The sequence below is a fragment of the Virgibacillus sp. AGTR genome (assembly GCF_016919725.2).
GTDB lineage: Bacteria > Bacillota > Bacilli > Bacillales > Amphibacillaceae > Virgibacillus > Virgibacillus salarius.
Genome location: NZ_JAJERH010000039.1, coordinates 1 through 22,015 on the forward strand (window position 1 = coordinate 1; position 22,015 = coordinate 22,015).

Genomic DNA, 22,015 nt, shown 5'->3' on the forward strand with positions numbered 1-22,015 from the left:
CTTATTAAAAGGGCAGTGTAATAACAAAAGTCTGTTCATAAACATTATTGTATGGATTTATCTAAATTTATATAGGAAGCATATCCGAATAAAACTGTTCATATAGATAATTAAGACATATAATCATATGCCGTGGATATGCTGAAAGGAGGAAGAGAATTGTCTAAGGATCGACCGGTTTTCAGTTTTGAGCTGAATGAAACGCTCTATTTTGAAAAAGGACAGGAAGTTAATGAAATGAGAGGAGTTTCGCTAGAGCCGGATATTTCCATACATTCATTTAATGAGTATATTTCCATAAGAGGTGTAATTGAGCTTAAAGGAGATTATCAAAAAACCATTCAGGAGGCAGAAGAATCGATTGAAACAGAAAACTTGCAATCGAAACGATATGTAGAGGTGGTTGAAGATTTAGATGAAGATATAGCAGCTTTTTCACACCGTTTTCCTGTGGAAATTTCTGTGCCGGCAAACAGAGTTGCAGATTTAAACGACGTAAGTGTCTTTATTCAAACTTTTGATTATGAACTTCCTAACCCGTCATTGTTCCGCTTGTATTCAACAATTGAAATACACGGTGTCAATGAAAGTGAACAAGTTGAGGAGACAGTTACAGAAAGGGATGCATACACTTCTGACTGGGGAAATGATGCGGAGAATAATGAAGAGGCAGATAGTTTTCAATTCGAAATCAAAGACCCTGAAGAAAATGAATCCATCAATGATCATTTGGCACCACCCGATTTACCGATACTTTCTGCTGAACGAGAGGAATCAGAACAAGTGGTGGAAGATAGAGAAGAAGAGTCAAAACAGGTAGTAGAAGATAGAGAAGAAGAGTCACAAGAAGTAGAAATAGAAGCTTCGATAGAACAGAAGACAAATGATACGGAAAAAGCAGGGCAGGAAGAGGATGACAGGTGGAAATATAAAGAATCAAAATCATTAGCAGAATTCTTTGGAACTGACTCACCTGAAGAATCCTCCTCCCATGATGAAGAGGTGGAAGTGGATGATACATCAGATGATTGGCTGGAATCATCGCACACTCCCGAAATTCATGAAAGCTCTGATAATCGTGATACAACAGATCAAGTACAAGATGTTGGCTACTTATCTGATATGTTTAGGGAATCTGATGTGGATCAATTTGCTCGTATGAGACTCTGTATTGTTCAAGAGAAGGATACGATAGATTCTATTGCAGAACGTTATCAAATTTCGGCGTTACAATTAATAAAACAAAACCAGTTAGATGATGACTATGATGTGACAGAAGGTCAGTTATTATATATTCCATATAAGAAAAAATAAATGCTGCCCCTTGCGATTAAGTCAAGGGGTTTTCCAGTATTAGGTGGTGAACGAAAAAGTGGATGACTTAAAGGCTGTGCTACATGCCTATTCGGTGCAACCTTTTTACATAGAAAATGAAACTGAAAAATTATATAAGGTACAAGATGGCCAGCAACAGTTTGCGTTAAAGCAAAGTCAGCTTTCACCTGATGATATGGCTATGTGGGAGAACGTATATCAGGAGGCATATACGCAAAACCTTCATACGATTCTTCCTGTTTTTTTAACAAGAGAAGGGAATATTTATGAAATCTATGAAGGAACGGTTTATTATTTATCTCCTTGGAGAGGGAATGCCCTTTCATCTTTTGATAAATATACGATAGGAAACTTTTATCGTCATCTTGGTCATATACATGTGAAGACAAAGAGAACTCGAACTGTAGACACAGATTCATTCGTACAGAACTTTCGGGGGTATCAGAAGCAATGTGAAGCACTTCAAAAGAAATTGTTGTTTTTTGTGGAACAATTTGAAGCTAAACACTATATGTCTCCCTTTGAACTTCTCGTTTGTACACATTTTCGTGACATCGATTTTAGTTTACAAGAATCCAATCGAAGAATTGACCAGTTGATAAATGAGCAGGAGCAGCAAGAACAGTGGAATTATAGCTTGTGTCATGGTAATTTGAATTCCTCACATGTTATCGTATCACCGGAGCAGATGTATCTTATAAATTGGGATAAGGCGCGATACGAATATGCCCCATTCGATTTATCCCAATTCTATAAATCTGAAACGGTGCATTATGATGCTCCTGTTGACCTTTTCTTAGATGAATTTGATAGCTATATGAATGAAAATAAACTAACGAATAAAGAACTATATATGTTAATTATACAGGTTCTCGACCCTGCTCCATATATACAGTTAGTAGAAGAGCATGATCAATCATCAAAAACAATGATTGATCAAATTATACCATTACAACACATATTTAGAAGAATACTATTTGGTCTACGCTTGTCAGCATATGTGGAAAAAGAATACGATACCCTTGATTTGGACGATTTAGAAAGCTAAATCCATTCCAAATAAAAGGCGATAAATATACCTACGATTAAGCCTAATAAAAATACATCAAAGGTTGTAGGGAAGAACAATGTACGTATTAATTGGAAAATTAATATTGGCAAGGTAACTCTTTCGATAACAATAATACAGGTTCTAGCCCATGGAGGGAGTCGATAACGGTAATATCGTGCCACCGTTTTCACCTCGCTTTCGAAACGCTAAGTTTTTTTGTGATTGTTCTATATACTATGTATAGATATCATGTATTTGTGCAAAACTGGTAAAAATAGTTGACGAAATGACTTATACTATATAAAATAAAGCTATTACTTGAAAATGATCTTGAAAATGCGCTGAATGGGAAGAGTACAAGATAATTGCCAAAGAAGAGAGGGAAATCAGTGGCTGAAAATTTCCTTGGTAAGATTATGTTGGAAGGTCGCCCGTGATGCAGCTTCTTTGAACACATGCTAAAAAGCATAAGTAGAAGAAGCCGGTAACCGTTTAGTTACCGTTATCAATGAATGAAGTGTGCACAGCTCCAATGGAGCGTGTAAACAAAGGTGGTACCACGGAAAGTATGCCCTTTTCGTCCTTTAAGTAGGATGAAAAGGGCTTTTTGTCGTAGCAAACAGTTATAGGAGGCGTTATGATGAGTGAAAAGGAAACAAAAACTTCCCTCTCGGCAAAATATAATCCCAAGGAAGTAGAACAGGGTAGGTATCAATTTTGGTTGGAAGGAAAGTATTTTGAAGCAACCAATGATCCGGAAAAAGAGCCATATTCAATTGTTATTCCACCACCAAATGTAACCGGAAGATTGCATCTAGGCCATGCATGGGATACAACTATGCAGGATACGATTTCACGTATGAAACGAATGCAAGGGTATGATGTCCTGTGGCTACCCGGTATGGATCATGCAGGTATTGCAACACAGGCTAAAGTAGAAGCCAAATTGAAAGAACAAGGAACAAATCGCTATGAACTAGGTAGAGAAAAATTTTTAGCAAAAGCTTGGGAATGGAAAGGAGAATATGCCGATTTCATTCGTTCCCAATGGGAGAAATTAGGACTGGGCTTAGACTATTCGCGCGAGCGGTTTACGCTTGATGATGGATTATCTGATGCTGTAAAAGAGGTATTTGTAAAGCTATACGAAAAAGGACTTATTTACCGTGGAGAGTATATTATTAATTGGGATCCACAAACCAAAACTGCTCTTTCCGATATTGAAGTTATTTATGAAGAAATTAATGGTAAGTTTTACCATATGCGTTATCCAATAAAAGACAGTGAAGAAACCATTGAGATTGCCACTACACGTCCGGAGACGATGTTAGGAGACACGGCTGTTGCTGTTCATCCAAACGATGAGCGCTACGTTCATTTAATTGGAAAAAAAGTGATCCTACCAATTGTTGGCAGGGAAATAGAGATTGTTGCAGATGAATATGTAGATATGGAGTTTGGTTCCGGTGCCGTCAAAATAACTCCTGCACATGATCCAAACGATTTTGAAATTGGTAATCGACATAACCTAGAGCGTGTATTAGTTATGAATGAAGATGGCACTATGAATGAAAATGCGGGAAGTTATGAAGGTTTAGATCGATTTGAGTGCAGAAGGCAGATTGTTAAAGACCTTCAAGACCAGGGTATTCTTTTTGAAATTGAAGATCATACGCATCAAGTTGGGCATTCTGAACGAAGCGGTGCAGTGGTAGAGCCGTATTTATCCACTCAATGGTTTGTTAATATGCAGCCATTAGCAGATGCTGCTATTGATTTACAGCAACAAGAGGATAAAGTGAATTTCGTTCCAAAGCGATTTGAACGGACGTATCTTAATTGGATGGAAAATATACGTGATTGGTGTATTTCTCGCCAGCTTTGGTGGGGGCATCGGATTCCTGCTTGGTATCATAAGGAAACAAATGAAATCTATGTTGGGAAGGAAGCACCTGAGGACTTAGAAAATTGGGAGCAGGATGAGGACGTTTTAGATACTTGGTTTTCATCTGCCTTATGGCCTTTTTCGACAATGGGATGGCCGGATACGAATGCAGAGGACTTTAAACGTTATTTCCCTACAGGAGTTCTTGTTACTGGGTATGATATTATATTCTTCTGGGTAGCAAGGATGATTTTTCAATCAAAGCAATTCACAAATCAAAAACCATTTGAAGATGTGTTAATTCATGGTTTAATTCGGGATGCTGAAGGGAGAAAGATGAGTAAGTCACTAGGTAATGGTGTTGATCCGATGGATGTAATTGAGAAATATGGCGCTGATTCGTTACGTTACTTCTTACTTACTGGTTCAACCCCAGGGCAGGATTTACGCTTCCATTGGGAAAAGGTAGAAGCTACTTGGAATTTCGCAAATAAGGTTTGGAATGCTTCGCGATTCTCTTTAATGAACTTAGATGGATTCACCTATGAAGATATAGATTTATCTGGTGAGAAATCCCTTGCCGATAAGTGGATTCTTACACGGTTAAATGAAACGATTGAGCAGGTTACCAAGAATACCGATAAATACGAGTTTGGAGAAGCTGGACGTCATCTCTATAACTTTATTTGGGATGAATTGTGTGACTGGTATATCGAGATGGCTAAGCTACCATTGTATGGCGAAGATGATGTGAAGAAGAAGATGACGCAGTCAGTACTTGCTCATGTATTAGATCAAACCATGCGAATGTTGCATCCATATATGCCATTCATCACAGAGGAAATTTGGCAACAGCTTCCTCATCAAGGAGACTCTATTACCATTGCTACATGGCCAGAAGTAAACCAAGCATTTCATGACGAAAAAGCATCTCAAGAAATGAAACGACTTGTATCAATTATTAAATCAGTTCGTAACATTCGAGCGGAAGTAGATACACCGATGTCAAAACAAATTAACATATTGATTCAAGCAGAGAATCAGAAGATCGTTGATGAATTAGAGAAACATCGTGATTATTTGGAACGCTTCTGTAATCCAAATAAGCTTATTATTGCAACAAATATTTCAGTTCCTGAAAAAGCAATGTCTGCTGTAGTTACTGGTGCAGAACTTTATTTCCCACTTGAGGGATTAATTGATTTTAATAAAGAGATTGATCGCTTAGAAAAAGAATTAACGAAGTGGACAAAAGAAGTTGAACGTGTGCAGAAAAAGCTTGGTAATCAAGGATTTGTAAATAAAGCACCACAGGCCGTTGTAGAAGAAGAGAGACAAAAAGAGAAGGATTATCTTGATAAACAAGCAAAAGTTAGAGCAAGGCTCGAAGAACTAAAAGGTTAAACTATTTCTTTGTGGATAAAATGTAACTTAAATACCATTTTCAAATCCGAAGAAATAGCAGGAATAAAGCTATAAAAGACTGGCTTTATAGCAAATGTTGGAGAGAAGCTTCATACAGCGAATGAAAAATATATAGACAGTTTCAGTCACAGTTAATATCCGCAGTTTAGAATCAGCTAAAGCCGAACTAATTCGAATGCTAACCAAAAAACATTTCGAATCATAGTTCGGCTTTGCTTAGGTTTAACAAAGCAGGCTAGTTTTCTTTTTGTCTAGGAAACCCATGTGGATAAACATGGGCGTGTTGAGCCTCGTCAAGCTCCAGCGCCCAGAAACTAGGCGACTTCACGAATTAACCTATGATAGATTATCATCGGCTCACAAGCTCACCTTGATTCCTTTATCACCGTTAAATCCCTACATTCGCTACGTTTCTAATCAGACGATTGCGCTTTCGTTCTAAGTATGTAGATTAGATCTAATCTATATTATTCGATATCTTTCGTCTAATATAAGTCATATACGTTCGCAAAATATTGATATCACTAACTTTACTTAATGTCCGTGAGCCGACGATATCCTCAATTTCATTAAATAGGAGTTCTCCATTATAACTGATCAAAAAATCAATACCTACCATACCAAAATCAAAGTGATTAACAATTGATTGAATCATAGAACGTTCCTTATCACTCAAGTCATATAAGCTAGCAGAGCCTCCGAGTTTAAAATTGGCACGAAAGTCTTTGTCGTTTTCCCGTTTTACAGCTGCAATAATTTCCTTTCCTACTATAAAGACACGAATGTCTTTTCCATGCTCTACCGTACTAGGTTGAACAATAAGCTCCGTATTAGCTAATACTTGGCTAATGGAGGTATATTGTTGATCGTTTTCAATTAAAAAAACTTGTTTTCCGCCTCTTCCTGCTGTTTCCTTGATGATAAAAGGATAGGCTAATGGAGGGGTATCTGTTAAATACTGCTTCTTCGAGTAAAGGGTATCTACCATTGGGATACGTAAATTGTGCATATGATGATGCGTTAACGCCTTATCATTACAAATTCTTGAAATAGAAGATGAATTAAAAACAGTAATATCACATGCCTCTAAATGAAGGCTAAGCAATGGGTCAATAGTTCGAACAATAGCAAATTCAGGCTTTGTAATGGGAAATCCATTTACTCGCACGGTGCGTGCATTATTAATAATTCCTGCTGTTATATCTTCTCTTATTATGAGTTCTAATTGAATAGATTGATACGATGCTTCTTTGATAAACCAATTTATATAGGATTGGTTTACGTCAATGTCCTTTTTACTGTAGATTAACCAACCTTTACTCATTTACTTGCCTCCATTGTCACCACATGACTTGTAAATATAATCGATAATATAATCTGCTACATTAATGTTCGTACAATCATATATATTACGGATATGTGCATTTGAATTAATCTCACAAATAATGGGAGATTGATCAGGGCCAAATAACAAATCGACACCAGCAAAATCTGCTCCAATCGCTTTTGTGGCAGCAACTGCTATCTTCGTTTCATATTCAGACGGCTTATAGGCTTCCATTGATCCTCCTGCTGATACATTAGCACGAAAATCATTTACTGCCTGCCTTCTCATCGCCGTCACCACGTGATTACCTACTACGTGTAGTCGCAAATCCTTTCCGTAACTTGTAGAGATAAATTCTTGAAACATATATGGCTTTCCATCTATTTGCTGAAGTCTATGTAATAATTGCTCTTTGGTTTCGATCAGATACACTTGTTGACCGAATGACCCGAAGGCTTCCTTCACAATCATAGGAAAACCAAATGTATCAACTGCTGTCTGCATCACCGACTCAGTTGGTTCCTCAGAAAAAAATGTCTTTGGTGCAATAATGGTTCTAGGAATAGGTAGCTTCTTTATTGCTAACTGTTGATATGTTGCAATTTTATCATCACTCACAGCTATTGCTTCTGCTCGATTAAAGACTCGTAAGCCGAGTAATTCGAGCTGCCTTGCTAAATAAACATCTTTATCCGCAAATAAAACATAATTCGGTAATGGTACACGCTCGTCTTTTAATAAACTAAGATTCTCTGTATTAAGATATGACAATAATTCGCTATTCTTATATATAGTTGCTGTACCACCTTTTCGAATGGCTGCTCGTTGAATCCATTCGGCAAAGTCAAGAAACTTCTTTCCAGGTAAACTTCCATTGTAAATTATCCAGCCGTGTAACTGCATGTTTATTTGTCCTTTCTGCTATACTGTTATAGGTAAATTTATTTCATGAGAGTGGTGTGCTTATGTTTCAAGAAATTCAACAAGTTGAAGACTTTTTAGCAAATAGAATTAATTTAGGGATAAAGCCCGGACTCGAACGAATGGAAAAACTACTTATATTACTGAATCAACCTCAGCATAATTTTAATGCGATTCATATTGCTGGTACGAACGGAAAAGGTTCGACATTAGAATTTATAAAACAAGGTTTACAAGCTAACAATTATCAAGTGGGAATCTTTACATCTCCTAGTTTAACTGGCCTACGAGGATATATCTTATTGGGAGATAGAACAATCTCAGAACATGATTTTCTCACTATATGGCAAAAGGTATATCCAGCAGTAGTAAAATTAGATAATATGAACATGCATCCGACAGAATTTGAAATTCTGACAGCTATTGCTTTTGTTTATTTTGAACAGCATACGGACCTTGCTTTAATAGAAACTGGGATGGGTGGTAGAGAAGATACCACAAATTGTGTACAGCCTCTGATGTCCATTATAACAAATATAGCGAAAGATCATACTGCATTTCTAGGGGACACAATACGTGAAATTGCTTATCATAAAGCAGGTATAATAAAATCAACAATACCAGTCATTACAGGTGAACTAATAGAAGATGCGACAAAAGTTGTCAATAAAGAAGCTATGTTGAAGCAAGCTCCTATATATCGACTAGGTCATCATTTTTTCTATCGTTCAGAATCTACTGCATATAACCATCGCATAAATTGGTGGGAAAAGGGGGGAGATACATTCCAATTTTGGATTAACATGATGGGGGAACACCAAAAAGCGAATGCATCAATAGCTGCAATGGCTCTTCAACTGTTAAATAGAATGGAAGCTGGCTTTAATATAGATATGAATAAAGTAGAAGAGGCGTTTACTCATGTCATGGTAATGGGAAGATTTGAGATAGTTAGAAAACAGCCCTTAACTATTGTGGATGGCGCCCATAACTCGGCGGGAATGGAAGCATTTATAAACACAGTAGAAGAAAATTTTAGTAACTGCAAACGACATCTATTATTTTCTGCGTTTAAAGATAAAGAAATTGATAAAATGCTAAAACAAATAGAAAATCATTTTACAACAATTAGCTTAACGACGTTTGATCATCCACGTGCAATGCAGGTATCTGAATTAAGAAACTATGAGAGTGACTTTCATATCGAGCTAAATTGGCAAGAGGCAATACGCCAAATGGAACAATCACATACTGTATATTTTATATCTGGCTCCTTGTATTTCATTTCATTAGTTCGGTCTTTTCTTAAAAAACAATAACATTCATATGCTGTTCTTATAAAATTTATGTTGAACGATTCTTTAATAAGGTGACAGAATTCGTCTTACTTTTTACGGTCTATATGCTAGAGTTGAAGGTAAATCTAGCAGCAGGGAGGTAAAGACAATGGACGAAAATAAAAGAAAGATCACAGTATGGGAAAATGGTAAACAAGTTAAGCTTTATGTCAATAAGAATAGAGAAATTCCTTCAGGAAGGAATGAACAGGCTGCTGCATTATCCGATTCAGAAGATGAAAAAATTCCGCCTTATACAAGGGTATCAGATACAAAACCTTCTAAATTTGCGATGCATAAAAGAAAGTGGAAGGAGTTTAAGCCTGCTATACTTTCTGTATTGTCAGCATTAGTCATTGGATCCTTCTTAGGAATAATGATGCTAAATATGTTTATCATGATTGAGGATGATAATCATATGAGCGGTAATCAGAATTCTTCAGCAGCTGTAACTAACGACGACGATCAAGATAATGATAAACAAGCTGATCGTTCTGCATCTTCTGTTCGTCTAGATGAAATAAGGGCATATGTACTTCAAGGTGGTGTTTTTTCAGAAAAGGCAAATGCTGATGCGCGTGCTGGTTCATACCGAGACAGAGGGGTTCCTGTCACTATATGGGAGAGAGGGGATCAGTATTTCCTGTTTATAGCAGCTGCTACCACTGAAACGCAGGCAGAACAATTACAACAGGGATTAGTTGATACAGACATGGACGATATTTATGTTAAAGAGTGGTCTACAGGAAATATTACTACAGACTTAACAAGGGATGAAAACAGTTGGGCACAATCATTTATTAAGACATGGAAGGATACACTAGAATCTGGTGAATTTGAAAAGAACACATGGGATTCACTTCTGAAAGCTTATCCAAAGGATAGTGAGCAGCTAAAAGAATTGTATCAGTCCACTCAACAAGTATTAGAAAAAGCAGGACAAGCTGAAGCACTGCAAAAGAAGGCGTTACTGATGGAGCTATGGAAGACATTTGGAACTACATTTAATAATTGATTTAATTAATTATCAATTTGGTTAATAATAGAAACAGAATTTACTCTAATGGAAAATCCCATTATAGGAGTTCATCGTATAGCAAAATTGGAATAATGCTGATTTGTACGTCGATACATCTCTTTTGTAAGATAGAGTTATCTTAGAGAAGAGGATGATCTATATTGACAACTATTTCGCCTATTATGATAAAAAATGTGCCAAAGGATGATCGACCAAGAGAACGACTTATAAAATCAGGCTCCAGTCATTTATCTAATGCGGAAATACTAGCTATTATTTTAGGAAGCGGTACTAGACAAGAATCCGTATTGGCTTTATCGAATCGATTATTGATGCATTTTGAAGGATTAAAGTTATTAAGTGATGCTACTATTGAAGAACTTATTGCTATTAGAGGAATTGGTACGGCAAAAGCGGTGTTGATTTTAGCTGCTGTAGAGCTAGGCAAGCGAATGCATATATATAGATCTGATGAAAGGCATGTTATTCGCTCTCCTGAGGATGGAGCAGAATATGTAATGGAAGAAATGAGAGGGTTAAATCAAGAACATTTTGTAACATTATTTTTGAATACGAAAAATCAAATTATTCACAAACAAACTATTTTTATAGGTAGCCTCAATGCCTCTATCGTCCATCCTAGGGAAGTATTTCGTGAAGCTGTCAAACGCTCTGCAGCCTCCATCATTGTTATTCATAACCACCCTTCAGGGGACCCCACTCCTTCCCAAGAAGATATCCATGTAACGAGAAGATTGGTTGAATGTGGTAAAATGATAGGGATTGAATTAATCGATCATTTAGTGATTGGTGATCGAAAATATGTCTCTTTAAAAGAAAAAGGGTATATATAATTGTATGTCTACACGATGAGTATCCTTATTGTAAAGTTAAAAAATCGTTATATGCGAATTCACCATTTCCCATAAATACACAAAAATTAAATAAGACTACTGATGTTTCCATATGATTATACTTTTTTGAAGTTTTTTCTTTTGCATGGGTATGTTCATTGGATTTTTTCAACGTAAGAATAGTCGCCCTAGCTTAGGCTAAACAAAATATAGATGGATAGCGATATTAGGAATTAGTAACGTGTACAAAACAAAATGTGATGTGAAGCAAAAAGAGGTGGAGTGATCGTGGACATAAAAGATTTTTATCTTAAAGAGCAAGTATATGATTTAGACGATCTGATTAAAAATCCTAATGCTTATATTGGCGGATTTAATACCGAATCTCTCGTAACACTCATGAAAGCCAACAGAAAAAAATATATAGAAAGCGGAATTTTATTGATAGAAGGGGGAATCGCATTTACTTCAAGTTACAAGGAAATTGGCCAGTTACCCATTTTTGATGATCTCCCTTCTTTATATGGTTATTACTTAAATGCGATGGAAGAATACTTGGAAGAAGGAATTGCTGCTTTTTATTATCCTAGTCAACCAATTGGTGTAAAACTAGAAAAATATGAGGCAGTAAAACAAGATTAACGATAGATAATAATTCATTAATTGTCAGCGAGGACGTTTTACTACAAGCTCTCGTTTATCATTCACAGCGCTTCTTTGAATTATTGGTAAAGCAGTTAAAGCTTAAAATGTATACGAATGAGCTTGTATAAATAGGAACAATTAAAAAGAGTATTTCAAAATTAATAATTTAACGTACTTCCGAAAGAAGTCTCCATCTTCAAGCGTGTGAAGAGCGTAGCCCAACGGTAAGGGGGGGAGATGAATTTCGGTTGGGCGACAGCCCAAAGGCTTTTTTTCCTTTTTTGTTCAAAGCACAACCCAACAGTGAATGATCGAAATTCATCAAGTGCCTAATGAAAATATAAACTCTTGGAACAAGAGGGTTAGCTTGGTCCATTTTGTCAGCTACCAAAAGTGGCGATTATCCAAGAAGCCCCCACTTCAAGCAACCCATAAGGTTGGTAAGTGATGGGAGTAGTTCACTTATTGTTTGCCTATTTCTGAAGGGAAGATGCATGAAATCAAAAAAAGCTCACATATGATATTTATAACACTATCTATTTTATAATTTTTTTCGTATAATTATATAGACGAATGATTGTTCAGCGCCATTTTTCAATTTAGATATGGAAAGTGGCGCTTGTTGAGCTTAGCATGAGTAGGAAAAACATGGTACAAGCAACCTTGTGTTTAAACTGGTACATAATCTATAAATAATGGTGTTGTGATATGTATCGCTGATCTTTTCGATGAAAATATTTTACTTTTTCATAGTGAAAAGAGATAATTGGAATCGATAAATTTTATTTTGCGAATAATGAATTGTTGTAATTCGTTACATATAACCACATGATTGTGATTTGGAAAGGAAGATCTTATTGGGATTATTTAATTTTTCTCAGGACTTAGGGATAGACTTGGGTACAGCTAATACATTAGTTTTTGTGAAAGGAAAAGGTGTTGTCGTAAGTGAGCCTTCTGTTGTAGCAAAAAATACGGCAACAGGCGATATTGAAGCGGTTGGAGGATCTGCTAGAAATATGATTGGGAGAACGCCTGGGAATATTTCTGTCATCCGTCCAATGAAAGATGGCGTAATTGCTGACTATGATACAACAGCGACAATGATGAAATATTATATTAAAAAGGCGATGAAAAATCGCTCTTATTTTGCTAAAAAGCCAAACGTAATGGTATGTGTACCTTCAGGTATTACAATGGTAGAAGAACGTGCTGTAATCGATGCAACAAAGCAAGCTGGTGCAAAAGAAGCCTATCCGATTTCCGAACCTTTTGCAGCAGCGATCGGTGCAGGGCTACCAGTATGGGAACCAACAGGCAGTATGATTGTTGACATCGGAGGTGGGACTACCGAAGTAGCAGTTATTTCTTTAGGGGGAGTCGTTACCAGTCAGTCCATTCGCACTGCTGGAGATGATATGGATGAAGCAATCACTAGCTATATTCGAAAGCAATACAGCTTGATGATTGGGGAAAGATCAGCGGAATCGATAAAGTTTGAAATAGCATCTGCGGGAAGTGATTCTCCTAAAGGTGAAATGGATATTCGCGGGAGAGATCTTTTAACGGGATTACCAAAAACGATCACGATTACTGCGGAAGAAATTGCTGATTCGTTAAAGGATACAGTAGATGCTATCGTTGAAGCAGTAAAGAGTACGTTAGAGAAAACACCTCCAGAGCTTGCGGCGGATATCATGGACCGTGGAATCGTCCTATCAGGTGGAGGTTCACTACTGAAAAACATAGATAAAGTCATTAGTGATGAGACAAAGATGCCTGTATTCATTACAGAAGACCCTTTAGAAAGTGTAGCGATTGGTACAGGTAAATCATTAGAATACATTCAGCATTTCCGTTCCCATCCGAATGTATCATCTCGTCCTAGTGTAGAATAAGTTGGTGTTTATATGTCTTTTTTACGTAAAAAACGTTTATTTATTTTATTAATCGGGTTTATTTTTTTCGTAGCATTAATTGGATTTTCTCTACGTGATAGAGAAAATCTGACGAATGTTGAAGAGTTTGTAAATGATACCGTTGGGTGGGCACAAGGTATTATTCATGCTCCAATAAATTTTATAACAGATATCATTGGAAATATTGATGACTTCAAAGATACGTACAATGAAAATCGCATACTCAAAGAGAAGTTAGCGGAATACAAAGGACTTATTTATGAAGTTCAAGAATTAAAAGAAGAGAACGAGGATTTAAGAAATACGCTGGATCTGAAGGATGATGACAACATTCGAGATTATACCCCAATCCAAGCTACGGTTATGTCAAGGTCACCGGAAAGATGGATTGAACAAGTAACAATTAATAAAGGATCCAATGATGGTGTAGAAGCAAATATGGCAGTAAGAACTCCTGAAGGTATGATCGGAAAAGTCCTTAAGGCATCTCCTAATACCTCAACAGTGCAATTGCTTACTGGTTTTGATCAATTTAATCGTATTTCGGGAAAAGTATCTAGAGGCGGAAAAGGTAAAGATAAAGATATTTTTGGCATGATTGAAGGATTTGACAAAGAAAGTAAAAGTCTCGTCTTTCGTATTATTGAAGAATCTGAAAAAGATTTAAAAGAAGGAGAGCTCGTTATCTCCTCTGGGATGGGCGGTGTATTCCCGTCTGGATTAGTAATTGGTACAGTGAAAGAGGTTGTACCGGATCAATATGGTTTAACCAAAACAGCACTGGTGGAGCCTGCTGCAAATATGTATGATATGAATCAAGTGATTGTGGTAGATCGTTCTGTTCAAGAAGATTTGAAGACAGATGAAGAGACGACGGAAGAGGAGGGCGAGTAATGAAACGTTTATACTTGCCTTTAATCCTATTCCTGCTCTTAGTATTAGAAGGTGTGGCGCTCGAATTATTGCCTGGTAATTTGCTTACAAGTGACTTGCTTATTGTTCCACATTGGGTACTTATTTTTTTAGTGTTTATTGCTATTTTTTATGATAAAGATCAAACGTATTTTTCCGTGTTGTATGCTTTACTATTTGGTCTCTTAATCGATATCGTATATACAGATGTATTAGGTGTCTATATGTTTTCTTATGCATTGATTATATATGCGGTACATGGTTTTAAAAAGTTGTTACATGGAAATATTTATGTTGCTATGTTGCTTGGTGTATGCGGGATTGCCCTGGCAGACGTTAGCATTCATCTGATATACACGGTTATAGGGAAAACGGATATGGTTTGGAAAGCTTATTTAATGCATCGAATGCTACCAACAATTGGATCTAATTTAGTATTTTTACTAATGCTGTATCCAATAGTTGTAAAAAAACTTACTACTTGGGGAAGAGAGCAATTAACAAAGAGTAATACAATATAAAAAATGGTTGCTCTAGATTCTCTTGTTATGTGAATGAGGTGAACGTGTGGTACAGGAAAAAAAACAATTGATTACAATGAAAGGCACGAAAGATGGACTTACACTGTTTATTGATGACACATGTTCGTTTGAAAAAGCTATTTTCGAACTCGATCATAAAATGAAGGAAAGCCGTCCAAAGCAGGATGAACCGATTGTTGCAGTGAGAGTTAAATTAGGTACCCGGTATCTACATGATGAGCAAATAGAACAGTTGAAACAAGTTATTGGTGCTAAAAATAGATTCACTATTCATTCTATTGAATCTGACGTTGTCCGACGTGAAGAGGCGCGTATGTGGCAGACGAATAGTGAGGTGAAAGCAATTAACCGTATTGTACGGTCAGGTCAAGTGCTACATGTTACCGGTGATCTCTTGCTTTTGGGTGATGTGAACCCCGGTGGAAAAGTAATCGCGACAGGTAATATTTACATAATGGGGAATTTACGAGGAATTGCTCATGCAGGAATTGATGGTGATAGAGAAGCATTCATAGCAGCATCTTTTATGAATCCAAGTCAGCTGCGAATTGCTGATTATATCAGTCGTGCTCCAGACTATGAATCTGATGGTGTGTATATGGAATGTGGTCTTGTAGATGAAGAGAAAGATAAAATTATAATTGATCGACTACAAGTACTTTCACATAGACGAAAAGAAATAAACAGATTCGAAAGGAGAATACAAAATGGGTGAAGCGATCGTTATTACATCTGGTAAAGGTGGAGTTGGTAAAACAACAACTACAGCCAATATAGGTACTGCATTAGCACTTATGGATAAGAAGGTTTGTTTAATAGATACAGATATCGGTCTAAGAAATCTCGATGTAGTGATGGGGCTCGAAAATAGAATCATTTACGATATTGTAGATGTTATTGAAGAGAGATGTAAGTTAAAACAAGCATTAATAAAAGATAAACGGTTTGATTATTTATCTGTACTTCCAGCTGCACAAACAAGTGATAAGTCTGCTGTTACGACAGAAGGCATGAAGAAAATAATCGCAGAGTTAAAACAAGAGTATGATTATATAATAATTGATTGTCCTGCTGGAATTGAACAAGGCTTTCAAAATGCGATTGTTGGTGCGGATAAAGCGATCGTTGTCACAACACCTGAGAAATCTAGTGTACGAGATGCAGATAGGATAATAGGATTATTAGAGAAAGAGGAGATGGCTGAGCCTCCACGATTAGTAATTAATCGAATTCGTAATCACATGATGAAAAGTGGGGATATGTTGGAAATAGATGAGGTCGTGCAGGTATTATCTATTGATTTAGTTGGAATTGTTATTGATGATGATGAAGTTATCAAGGCTTCCAATAAAGGAGAACCAGTAGCCTTTCAACCAACTACAAAGGCTTCTATAGCTTATCGAAATATTGCTCGAAGAATATTGGGAGAAACTGTCCCGTTACAGTCTCTAGATACTGAAAAAGGTATGATGCAAAAAGTGAAGAAGTTCTTTGGTATGCGCGCTTAATAATTGATTGGTGTTAGAATATCATTAAACCGAGAATTTCCATTCACAAATAGTAATGTTATTCTTTCATCGATATCTATAATATGGGATGCTTTCCTCGTGTACGGCCTTAGTTAACACTGCACATTAACTTTATGCTGAATTGCTTAATTTTTGGACTTGCAAGAGGCCAGCGTATTTCCTCTACTGGGTGTAACGGATCATTGTATGACTTCCTTTCGGTAGGAATTATCACATATCAAAAAAAGAACGATTCTGAACTACTATCTGGATATAACTTTGTATATTTGGATTATAGTTCAGAGTTTTTTTATCCCACATATAACTGGCAGTAGAACACCCACTTCAAGCAATAAAGTGAAATCAAAAATGGTAAGTGAGAGATAAACAAAATCCCCAACTGATTGGAGTTGCACTTTATTACTAGCATCTATATACTTTCTAACATATCTTGACTCATTGACTCATACACTTGTACAAATGCATGAGAAGGATTGTGAGGAATATGAGTAAAGGAATAAAAAAAGTGCGCCAATCAATTGAGCAACGTAAGAAGGCTCGAGGAGTTCCCTATTCAGGGAGTTCGAAAAAACAGTTTACTCCTCCTATCTTGCAGGAAGAGGAAAAACATGGCTATGCTCCAGTTATTTCTGATTCAGGAATGACAAGGGAGAGGCAGAATAGAATGGTATCGGGGTTTATGTTGAAAGGTATTCTTTCTGTATTGTTATTTTTGGGTGTTGCATTACTTTGGCAGATGGATTCACCAAGATTACAATCATCTAAAGAGTGGACAAGCAATGTATTAACAGAAGAGTTTCCTTTTGCGAAAGTGAATGTATGGTATCAAGATACTTTTGGCAGTCCTCTAGCATTTGTACCTGAAGAGAGTAAACAACAGGCAGAAGTTGCAGCTATGCCTGTAAATGGAAGTGTAGCAGAATCTTTCCAAACAAATGGAACGGGCATACGTATTGCACCTGAAGGACAAACAGAAGTTACGGCACTACAGGAAGGAATTGTTATCTTCGCTGGAAATGATCGTGAAACTAATAAAACCATTGTTGTTCAGCATCCAGATAGTAGTAAGACAACCTACGGATATTTAAGTAACATTGATGTTCATTTATATCAGCATGTTTCAGGTAATCAGAAGATTGGACAATTTACACCTAATGAAGAAAGTGACACGGTGTTTTTTTCAATAGAAAAGGACAATAATTACATTGACCCAGTACAGGTGATAAAAGTTGACGATGTCCAATAACTATCTACCTCATATTCATTTTCATCCAATACTATTAGTATTTATTATCATATCTTTTTTTACCGGAACATTTATGGAATTAGCTATCTTATTATTTATTGTTTTCTTTCATGAGATGGGTCATTTTATGATGGCTACTTTCTTTAAATGGCGGATTCGCAAGGTAATGCTCTGGGTCTTTGGTGGAGTGATGGATACGGATGAACACGGAAGTAAACCAATTCGAGAAGAGCTATTGGTCACCTGTGCTGGTCCGTTTCAGCACATCATTTTATTTATAGTTTTATTCCTTCTTGGAGATTTAGGAATGTTACCTCAAGCAGTGATGGATTTGTTTTTATATTATAATTCGATTATCCTTTTATTTAACTTGCTCCCGCTATGGCCATTAGATGGTGGGAAATTATTGTTTTTATGCTTATCGTCGTTAGTACCATATAAAAAGGCGTACTATGCAGTGATTATATTCTCAATGATTGCCAGCATCTTATTATTGCTCATCCAACTCATTACGCTACCGTTTACATTAAGTTCATTTTTTATATTTATCTTTTTATTTATGGAAAATAAAACGGAATGGAAACAAAGGTATTATGCATTTTTCCGATTCTTGCTAAAGCGTTACGAAGGGAAAAATCGTTTTGCTCGAAAGGTTTTGCCAATTCGTGTAAGCTCAGATCAATCATTATTGGAAGTGTTTTCACGATTTCATCGTGAGAAGCTGCATCCGATTTATATCATTTACCCAAATAACTATCGTCAATCTATTGACGAAGTCGCTTGTTTGCACAGTTATTTTAATGAAAAGCATTACGACAAAACAGTTGGAGAAATTGCTAGAAATTTAATATAAGCAAGTCGAATTTGCATGAGTTACTAAATTTCCATAACAAAGAGGCTGGGACAAAACACAAGTTCTTTACTCAAAATACGAATAATCATATTATCAATAGGGGTATCTTCGCCACACCGTGAAACTATACGCGCTTTTCCGCGGGCAGCTAACTTGGTAAAGAAAAACACGTTACCACGTGGGTATTCGGACTCGTGCTGTTCCCGCCGGAGTCTCGCTTATTTCAGGTGCTAAATGATTGATTCTAATCAAAAAAAACGAATGATAATTAATTTCAAATAATTATCGTTCGTTTTTTATTGTTTCTTCATTCTTTTGTCTCAGCCTTTTTCACACATATAACTGTCAGTAATACCCCTACTTCAAGCAATAAAGTGAAACCAATATTGGTAATTGGGATCGACTGCCAGTGAGTGTCCGATTGGTTCAATTGACAATCAGTAGGAGATAAATAACCCCCACTGAATGTAGTTTCACTTTATCTATGTGATAAGCAAATATCTATCCTCGTCTTCCGCCTCTACCTCCACGCTTTGTATCCGTGTTACGTCTCAGGGTAGCTAAATTTTCTTCACTTGTCTTTAAGAATTTAGCCATTTTATCTTCAAAACTTTCTTTAGGTCTATATTTATTCCCTGAACGGAATCCATTAGAATTTCGTCCGCTACTAGGACGTGATGAACGTTGCTTGACAGGGCGTTCAATTGCCTTTTTGATAGATAATGCTACTTTACCATCGTTTTCACTAAGTATTTTAACTTCTACCTCGTCGTCAACTTTCAAATGGTCATTTACGTCTTTCACATAGCTATCTGCAACTTCGCTAATGTGAACAAGTCCTGTCTTACCATCTGGTAGTTCTACGAATGCTCCGAAATTAGTGATACCCGTTACTTTACCTTTTACTTTACTGCCTATTTCAATCGACAAAAAAGTTCCCCCTTATTCCTTTTAAAAGCAATTAATTATAACAAATTTCGAATTCAATTACAATGTAGGCTATAGGTCTATTGTATGGAAATCATGATTTTTTCACAAACAAAAGCTATCAGTAAGAAATATGAAATAGGTTATACTAGGATTGAACTCGTTATAAAAAAATAATACCTGCGGTAGTATGTTAAAAGAGAAGAGATCCATCATCGCTTTACTAAGTACGGAAGATGCTACTTCTTCAGTGAACGTATTACATTTAATGCCCAAATATACTATACGAGAGGGATTAATTATTATGAAAGTCAGAATACAATTTACCTATCAAACACCTATGGGAGCTAATACTAGCTTTCAGTCAGAAGAAATGAAAGCATTAGACGCTTTATTACTTGTAGACGACATGGAAAAAACTGGACGAGTGAAACAATTAACATTTATAGATACCCAAGATATTGCTTGGTCACAAAAGGAATTGAAACGTTATTTTGAAGAGATAGAAGAAGAGCCACACGATGTTTACATTTACTTTGATGGAGGGTTTGATCAGCAAAGAAAGAAATCTGGTCTGGGATGTGTGATTTATTATCAACAGAATGGGAAATCCTTTCGAATTCGAAAAAATGCAACTGTTGGAGAACTCGATTCAAACAATGAAGCTGAGTATGCCGCACTTCATTTTGCATTAAAGGAATTGGAGTCACTCGACGCCCAACATTTACAGATAACCGTTAGAGGAGATTCACAAGTTGTAATTAATCAGTTAAAGGGTGAATGGCCATGCTACGAAAAGACACTATCTGGCTGGGCTGGTCGTATTGAAACAAAATTAACGTATCAATCTATTGAACCACAATATGAACTTATTCCACGAAAGAATAATAATGAGGCAGATCGACTGGCCACACAAGCATTAGAAAATATTGAAATTTCTAGCAAGAAAGAAGTATAGTCATTTAGACAGAAAATAATAGTGATTAGAGAATTTCTTTGAAGGAGTATTACCAGTACAATACAATTTTGATTTGATCAACTGTTCACGTGTAAATTCATTATGCTTTAAATAAGAAAAATCTTGATTTTAGAAAAACTAAAGGCTGAGATTATGTTAAACTAATGCAGTATTAAATAAATTGTAATGAAGGTGTTTTTTTGAATAATCCACGAATTGGAATGGTAGGTTTAGGATCTATAGCCCAGAAAGCATATTTACCAATTCTTGCAAAAGAAACGGATTGGTCATTTGTTGGTGCATTTTCTCCCAATAAACAAAAACGAAAGCAAATCTGTGGTCAGTATCGTATTGGTGATTTTCATCGTATGGCAGAACTGGCAAATCAATGCGATGCTGTGTTAGTGCATAGCTCTACAGATTCGCATTATGAGGTTGTATCTGCGTTATTATCTAATGGTGTAGATGTTTATGTTGATAAACCATTAGCAGCATCAATGACGGAAGCTGAGAAATTAGTTGAATTAAGTAAGAAGTATAATAGAAAGCTAATGGTTGGATTTAATCGTCGTTTTGCACCAATGTATGTAGCCATAAAAGAGCTCGCAACGGATGCAGCTTCGATCCGAGTCGAAAAGCACAGATTGAACAGTATTGGTCCTGGAAATGTTGAATTTACTATGCTCGATGATTATCTTCACGTAGTCGACACAGTACGATGGCTTGGCTCTGATCGATTAGAGGTATTATACGGAGATATTCAGGTGAATAGGGAAAACCAGCTTCTCTATACGCAACACCTATTTAAATCTGGTAATCAACCAATGACGACAGCAATGCATAGGAGTGCAGGTACAAATTTAGAGAAAATTGAGCTTATAGTAGATGGAGCAATTATACGTGTTAAGAATATGAATGTGACAGAAGTTGAAAAAGAAAATGCCGTGACTACTACTAGTGCATCATCTTGGGAATCCATCGTAAAACAAAGAGGGTTTGAGGATGCAGTAAGTCATTTTATAGATTGCGTCCGCCAAGATGAACAACCGGTAGTTGATGGGGAGGAAGGATTAAAATCACAGGCCCTACTTGATCAATTATTAAAATGAGCGTTTTCTTGCTCTGTAAGTGATCTATCCCACATATAACTGGCAGTAAGACTCCACTACAAGCAATAAAACGAAACCATTATTGATAAGTAGGGATCAACTGCTAGTTAATGTCCGATTGGTTCAGAGGCCTTTAGGTCAAACCCTTGTGGTGCTAACCATCGTGGGGATAAACAAACCTCCTTACGGATGGAAGTTTCACTTTATATTTAAAAAATCATC

20 protein-coding genes and 1 other annotated feature are annotated in these 22,015 nt (G+C 36.5%); of the genes, 16 read left to right on the plus strand and 4 right to left on the minus strand.

The features are described from left to right. Positions 1-159 precede the first annotated feature (159 nt). Positions 160-1,314 carry a stage VI sporulation protein D gene (spoVID, locus tag JUJ52_RS14160; RefSeq protein WP_162986453.1) on the plus strand — a complete coding sequence of 385 codons (1,155 nt, stop codon included), beginning with the start codon at positions 160-162 and terminating at the stop codon, positions 1,312-1,314. Between the two features lie 58 nt (positions 1,315-1,372). Beyond that, a complete protein-coding gene (locus tag JUJ52_RS14165; RefSeq protein ID WP_026681297.1) occupies positions 1,373-2,383 on the plus strand; it encodes a protein kinase family protein in 1,011 nt (336 codons plus the stop codon). On the opposite strand, the gene JUJ52_RS14170 is transcribed toward JUJ52_RS14165, so the two are convergent. Then, the gene (locus JUJ52_RS14170) at positions 2,380-2,568 is read right to left on the minus strand and encodes a hypothetical protein (protein ID WP_026681296.1); all 189 of its coding nucleotides are present in this window, start codon (positions 2,566-2,568) and stop codon (positions 2,380-2,382) included. The two genes, JUJ52_RS14165 and JUJ52_RS14170, sit on opposite strands and share 4 nt — an antisense overlap. 150 nt (positions 2,569-2,718) lie before the next feature. Beyond that, positions 2,719-2,974, plus strand: a binding site (T-box leader). Between the two features lie 52 nt (positions 2,975-3,026). Between JUJ52_RS14170 and JUJ52_RS14175 the strand changes: the two genes are divergently transcribed. Continuing rightward, the gene (locus JUJ52_RS14175) at positions 3,027-5,675 is read left to right on the plus strand and encodes a valine--tRNA ligase (RefSeq protein WP_205388680.1); all 2,649 of its coding nucleotides are present in this window, start codon (positions 3,027-3,029) and stop codon (positions 5,673-5,675) included. Positions 5,676-6,153: 478 nt separating this feature from the next. Here JUJ52_RS14175 and JUJ52_RS14180 read toward each other — a convergent pair whose 3' ends face one another. Beyond that, a complete protein-coding gene (locus JUJ52_RS14180) occupies positions 6,154-7,020 on the minus strand; it encodes an ATP-grasp domain-containing protein (RefSeq protein ID WP_166530556.1) in 867 nt (288 codons plus the stop codon). Continuing rightward, complete coding sequence (locus JUJ52_RS14185) at positions 7,021-7,926, minus strand: ATP-grasp domain-containing protein (protein ID WP_205388679.1); 906 nt, start codon at positions 7,924-7,926, stop codon at positions 7,021-7,023. It abuts the gene before it with no gap. Between the two features lie 62 nt (positions 7,927-7,988). Here JUJ52_RS14185 and JUJ52_RS14190 point away from each other — a divergent pair, with 62 nt between their 5' ends. From JUJ52_RS14190 to JUJ52_RS14240, 11 genes are all read left to right on the plus strand, one after another. Further along, positions 7,989-9,263: a bifunctional folylpolyglutamate synthase/dihydrofolate synthase gene (locus JUJ52_RS14190; protein WP_026681292.1), complete on the plus strand. Its 1,275-nt coding sequence runs from the start codon at positions 7,989-7,991 to the stop codon at positions 9,261-9,263. Between the two features lie 127 nt (positions 9,264-9,390). Further along, positions 9,391-10,296: an SPOR domain-containing protein gene (locus tag JUJ52_RS14195; protein ID WP_026681291.1), complete on the plus strand. Its 906-nt coding sequence runs from the start codon at positions 9,391-9,393 to the stop codon at positions 10,294-10,296. Positions 10,297-10,481: 185 nt separating this feature from the next. Beyond that, positions 10,482-11,153, plus strand: a complete 672-nt coding sequence (gene radC / locus JUJ52_RS14200; RefSeq protein ID WP_166530561.1) for a RadC family protein — start codon at positions 10,482-10,484, stop codon at positions 11,151-11,153. Between the two features lie 288 nt (positions 11,154-11,441). Further along, the gene (locus JUJ52_RS14205) at positions 11,442-11,795 is read left to right on the plus strand and encodes a hypothetical protein (protein ID WP_166530558.1); all 354 of its coding nucleotides are present in this window, start codon (positions 11,442-11,444) and stop codon (positions 11,793-11,795) included. An 860-nt stretch (positions 11,796-12,655) separates the two neighbouring features. Beyond that, positions 12,656-13,696 carry a rod shape-determining protein gene (locus tag JUJ52_RS14210; RefSeq protein ID WP_166530559.1) on the plus strand — a complete coding sequence of 347 codons (1,041 nt, stop codon included), beginning with the start codon at positions 12,656-12,658 and terminating at the stop codon, positions 13,694-13,696. A gap of 12 nt (positions 13,697-13,708) precedes the next feature. Next, positions 13,709-14,611, plus strand: a complete 903-nt coding sequence (gene mreC, locus JUJ52_RS14215) for a rod shape-determining protein MreC (protein WP_121605376.1) — start codon at positions 13,709-13,711, stop codon at positions 14,609-14,611. Next, on the plus strand, positions 14,611-15,150 hold the full coding sequence (mreD, locus tag JUJ52_RS14220) for a rod shape-determining protein MreD (protein ID WP_026681286.1): 540 nt from the start codon (positions 14,611-14,613) through the stop codon (positions 15,148-15,150). Before mreC ends, mreD begins: the two co-directional genes overlap by 1 nt. A gap of 46 nt (positions 15,151-15,196) precedes the next feature. Next, complete coding sequence (minC, locus tag JUJ52_RS14225; protein WP_026681285.1) at positions 15,197-15,886, plus strand: septum site-determining protein MinC; 690 nt, start codon at positions 15,197-15,199, stop codon at positions 15,884-15,886. Then, positions 15,879-16,679, plus strand: coding sequence for a septum site-determining protein MinD (gene minD / locus JUJ52_RS14230; RefSeq protein ID WP_026681284.1), 801 nt, complete (start codon positions 15,879-15,881; stop codon positions 16,677-16,679). The genes minC and minD overlap by 8 nt, the downstream gene beginning before the upstream one ends. A 505-nt stretch (positions 16,680-17,184) precedes the next feature. Then, positions 17,185-17,946, plus strand: a complete 762-nt coding sequence (locus JUJ52_RS14235; RefSeq protein WP_026681283.1) for a M23 family metallopeptidase — start codon at positions 17,185-17,187, stop codon at positions 17,944-17,946. After that, on the plus strand, positions 17,936-18,799 hold the full coding sequence (locus JUJ52_RS14240; protein ID WP_034678992.1) for a site-2 protease family protein: 864 nt from the start codon (positions 17,936-17,938) through the stop codon (positions 18,797-18,799). Before JUJ52_RS14235 ends, JUJ52_RS14240 begins: the two co-directional genes overlap by 11 nt. Before the next feature lie 501 nt (positions 18,800-19,300). On the opposite strand, the gene JUJ52_RS14245 is transcribed toward JUJ52_RS14240, so the two are convergent. Beyond that, the gene (locus tag JUJ52_RS14245; RefSeq protein ID WP_026681281.1) at positions 19,301-19,729 is read right to left on the minus strand and encodes a S1 domain-containing RNA-binding protein; all 429 of its coding nucleotides are present in this window, start codon (positions 19,727-19,729) and stop codon (positions 19,301-19,303) included. A gap of 301 nt (positions 19,730-20,030) precedes the next feature. Between JUJ52_RS14245 and JUJ52_RS14250 the strand changes: the two genes are divergently transcribed. Then, on the plus strand, positions 20,031-20,684 hold the full coding sequence (locus JUJ52_RS14250; RefSeq protein WP_026681280.1) for a reverse transcriptase-like protein: 654 nt from the start codon (positions 20,031-20,033) through the stop codon (positions 20,682-20,684). A 200-nt stretch (positions 20,685-20,884) separates the two neighbouring features. Beyond that, a complete protein-coding gene (locus JUJ52_RS14255) occupies positions 20,885-21,793 on the plus strand; it encodes a Gfo/Idh/MocA family protein (protein ID WP_205388661.1) in 909 nt (302 codons plus the stop codon). Positions 21,794-22,015: the final 222 nt, after the last annotated feature.

Bases quoted from the DNA above. Each gene is read 5' to 3' on its own strand.
- JUJ52_RS14175 (WP_205388680.1), top strand. From the start codon at position 3,027: ATGAGTGAAAAGGAAACAAAAACTTCCCTCTCGGCAAAATATAATCCC.
- JUJ52_RS14180 (WP_166530556.1), bottom strand. From the start codon at position 7,020: ATGAGTAAAGGTTGGTTAATCTACAGTAAAAAGGACATTGACGTAAAC.
- JUJ52_RS14185 (WP_205388679.1), bottom strand. From the start codon at position 7,926: ATGCAGTTACACGGCTGGATAATTTACAATGGAAGTTTACCTGGAAAG.
- JUJ52_RS14190 (WP_026681292.1), top strand. From the start codon at position 7,989: ATGTTTCAAGAAATTCAACAAGTTGAAGACTTTTTAGCAAATAGAATT.
- JUJ52_RS14195 (WP_026681291.1), top strand. From the start codon at position 9,391: ATGGACGAAAATAAAAGAAAGATCACAGTATGGGAAAATGGTAAACAA.
- radC (WP_166530561.1), top strand. From the start codon at position 10,482: ATGATAAAAAATGTGCCAAAGGATGATCGACCAAGAGAACGACTTATA.
- mreC (WP_121605376.1), top strand. From the start codon at position 13,709: ATGTCTTTTTTACGTAAAAAACGTTTATTTATTTTATTAATCGGGTTT.
- mreD (WP_026681286.1), top strand. From the start codon at position 14,611: ATGAAACGTTTATACTTGCCTTTAATCCTATTCCTGCTCTTAGTATTA.
- minD (WP_026681284.1), top strand. From the start codon at position 15,879: ATGGGTGAAGCGATCGTTATTACATCTGGTAAAGGTGGAGTTGGTAAA.
- JUJ52_RS14235 (WP_026681283.1), top strand. From the start codon at position 17,185: ATGAGTAAAGGAATAAAAAAAGTGCGCCAATCAATTGAGCAACGTAAG.
- JUJ52_RS14240 (WP_034678992.1), top strand. From the start codon at position 17,936: ATGTCCAATAACTATCTACCTCATATTCATTTTCATCCAATACTATTA.
- JUJ52_RS14250 (WP_026681280.1), top strand. From the start codon at position 20,031: ATGAAAGTCAGAATACAATTTACCTATCAAACACCTATGGGAGCTAAT.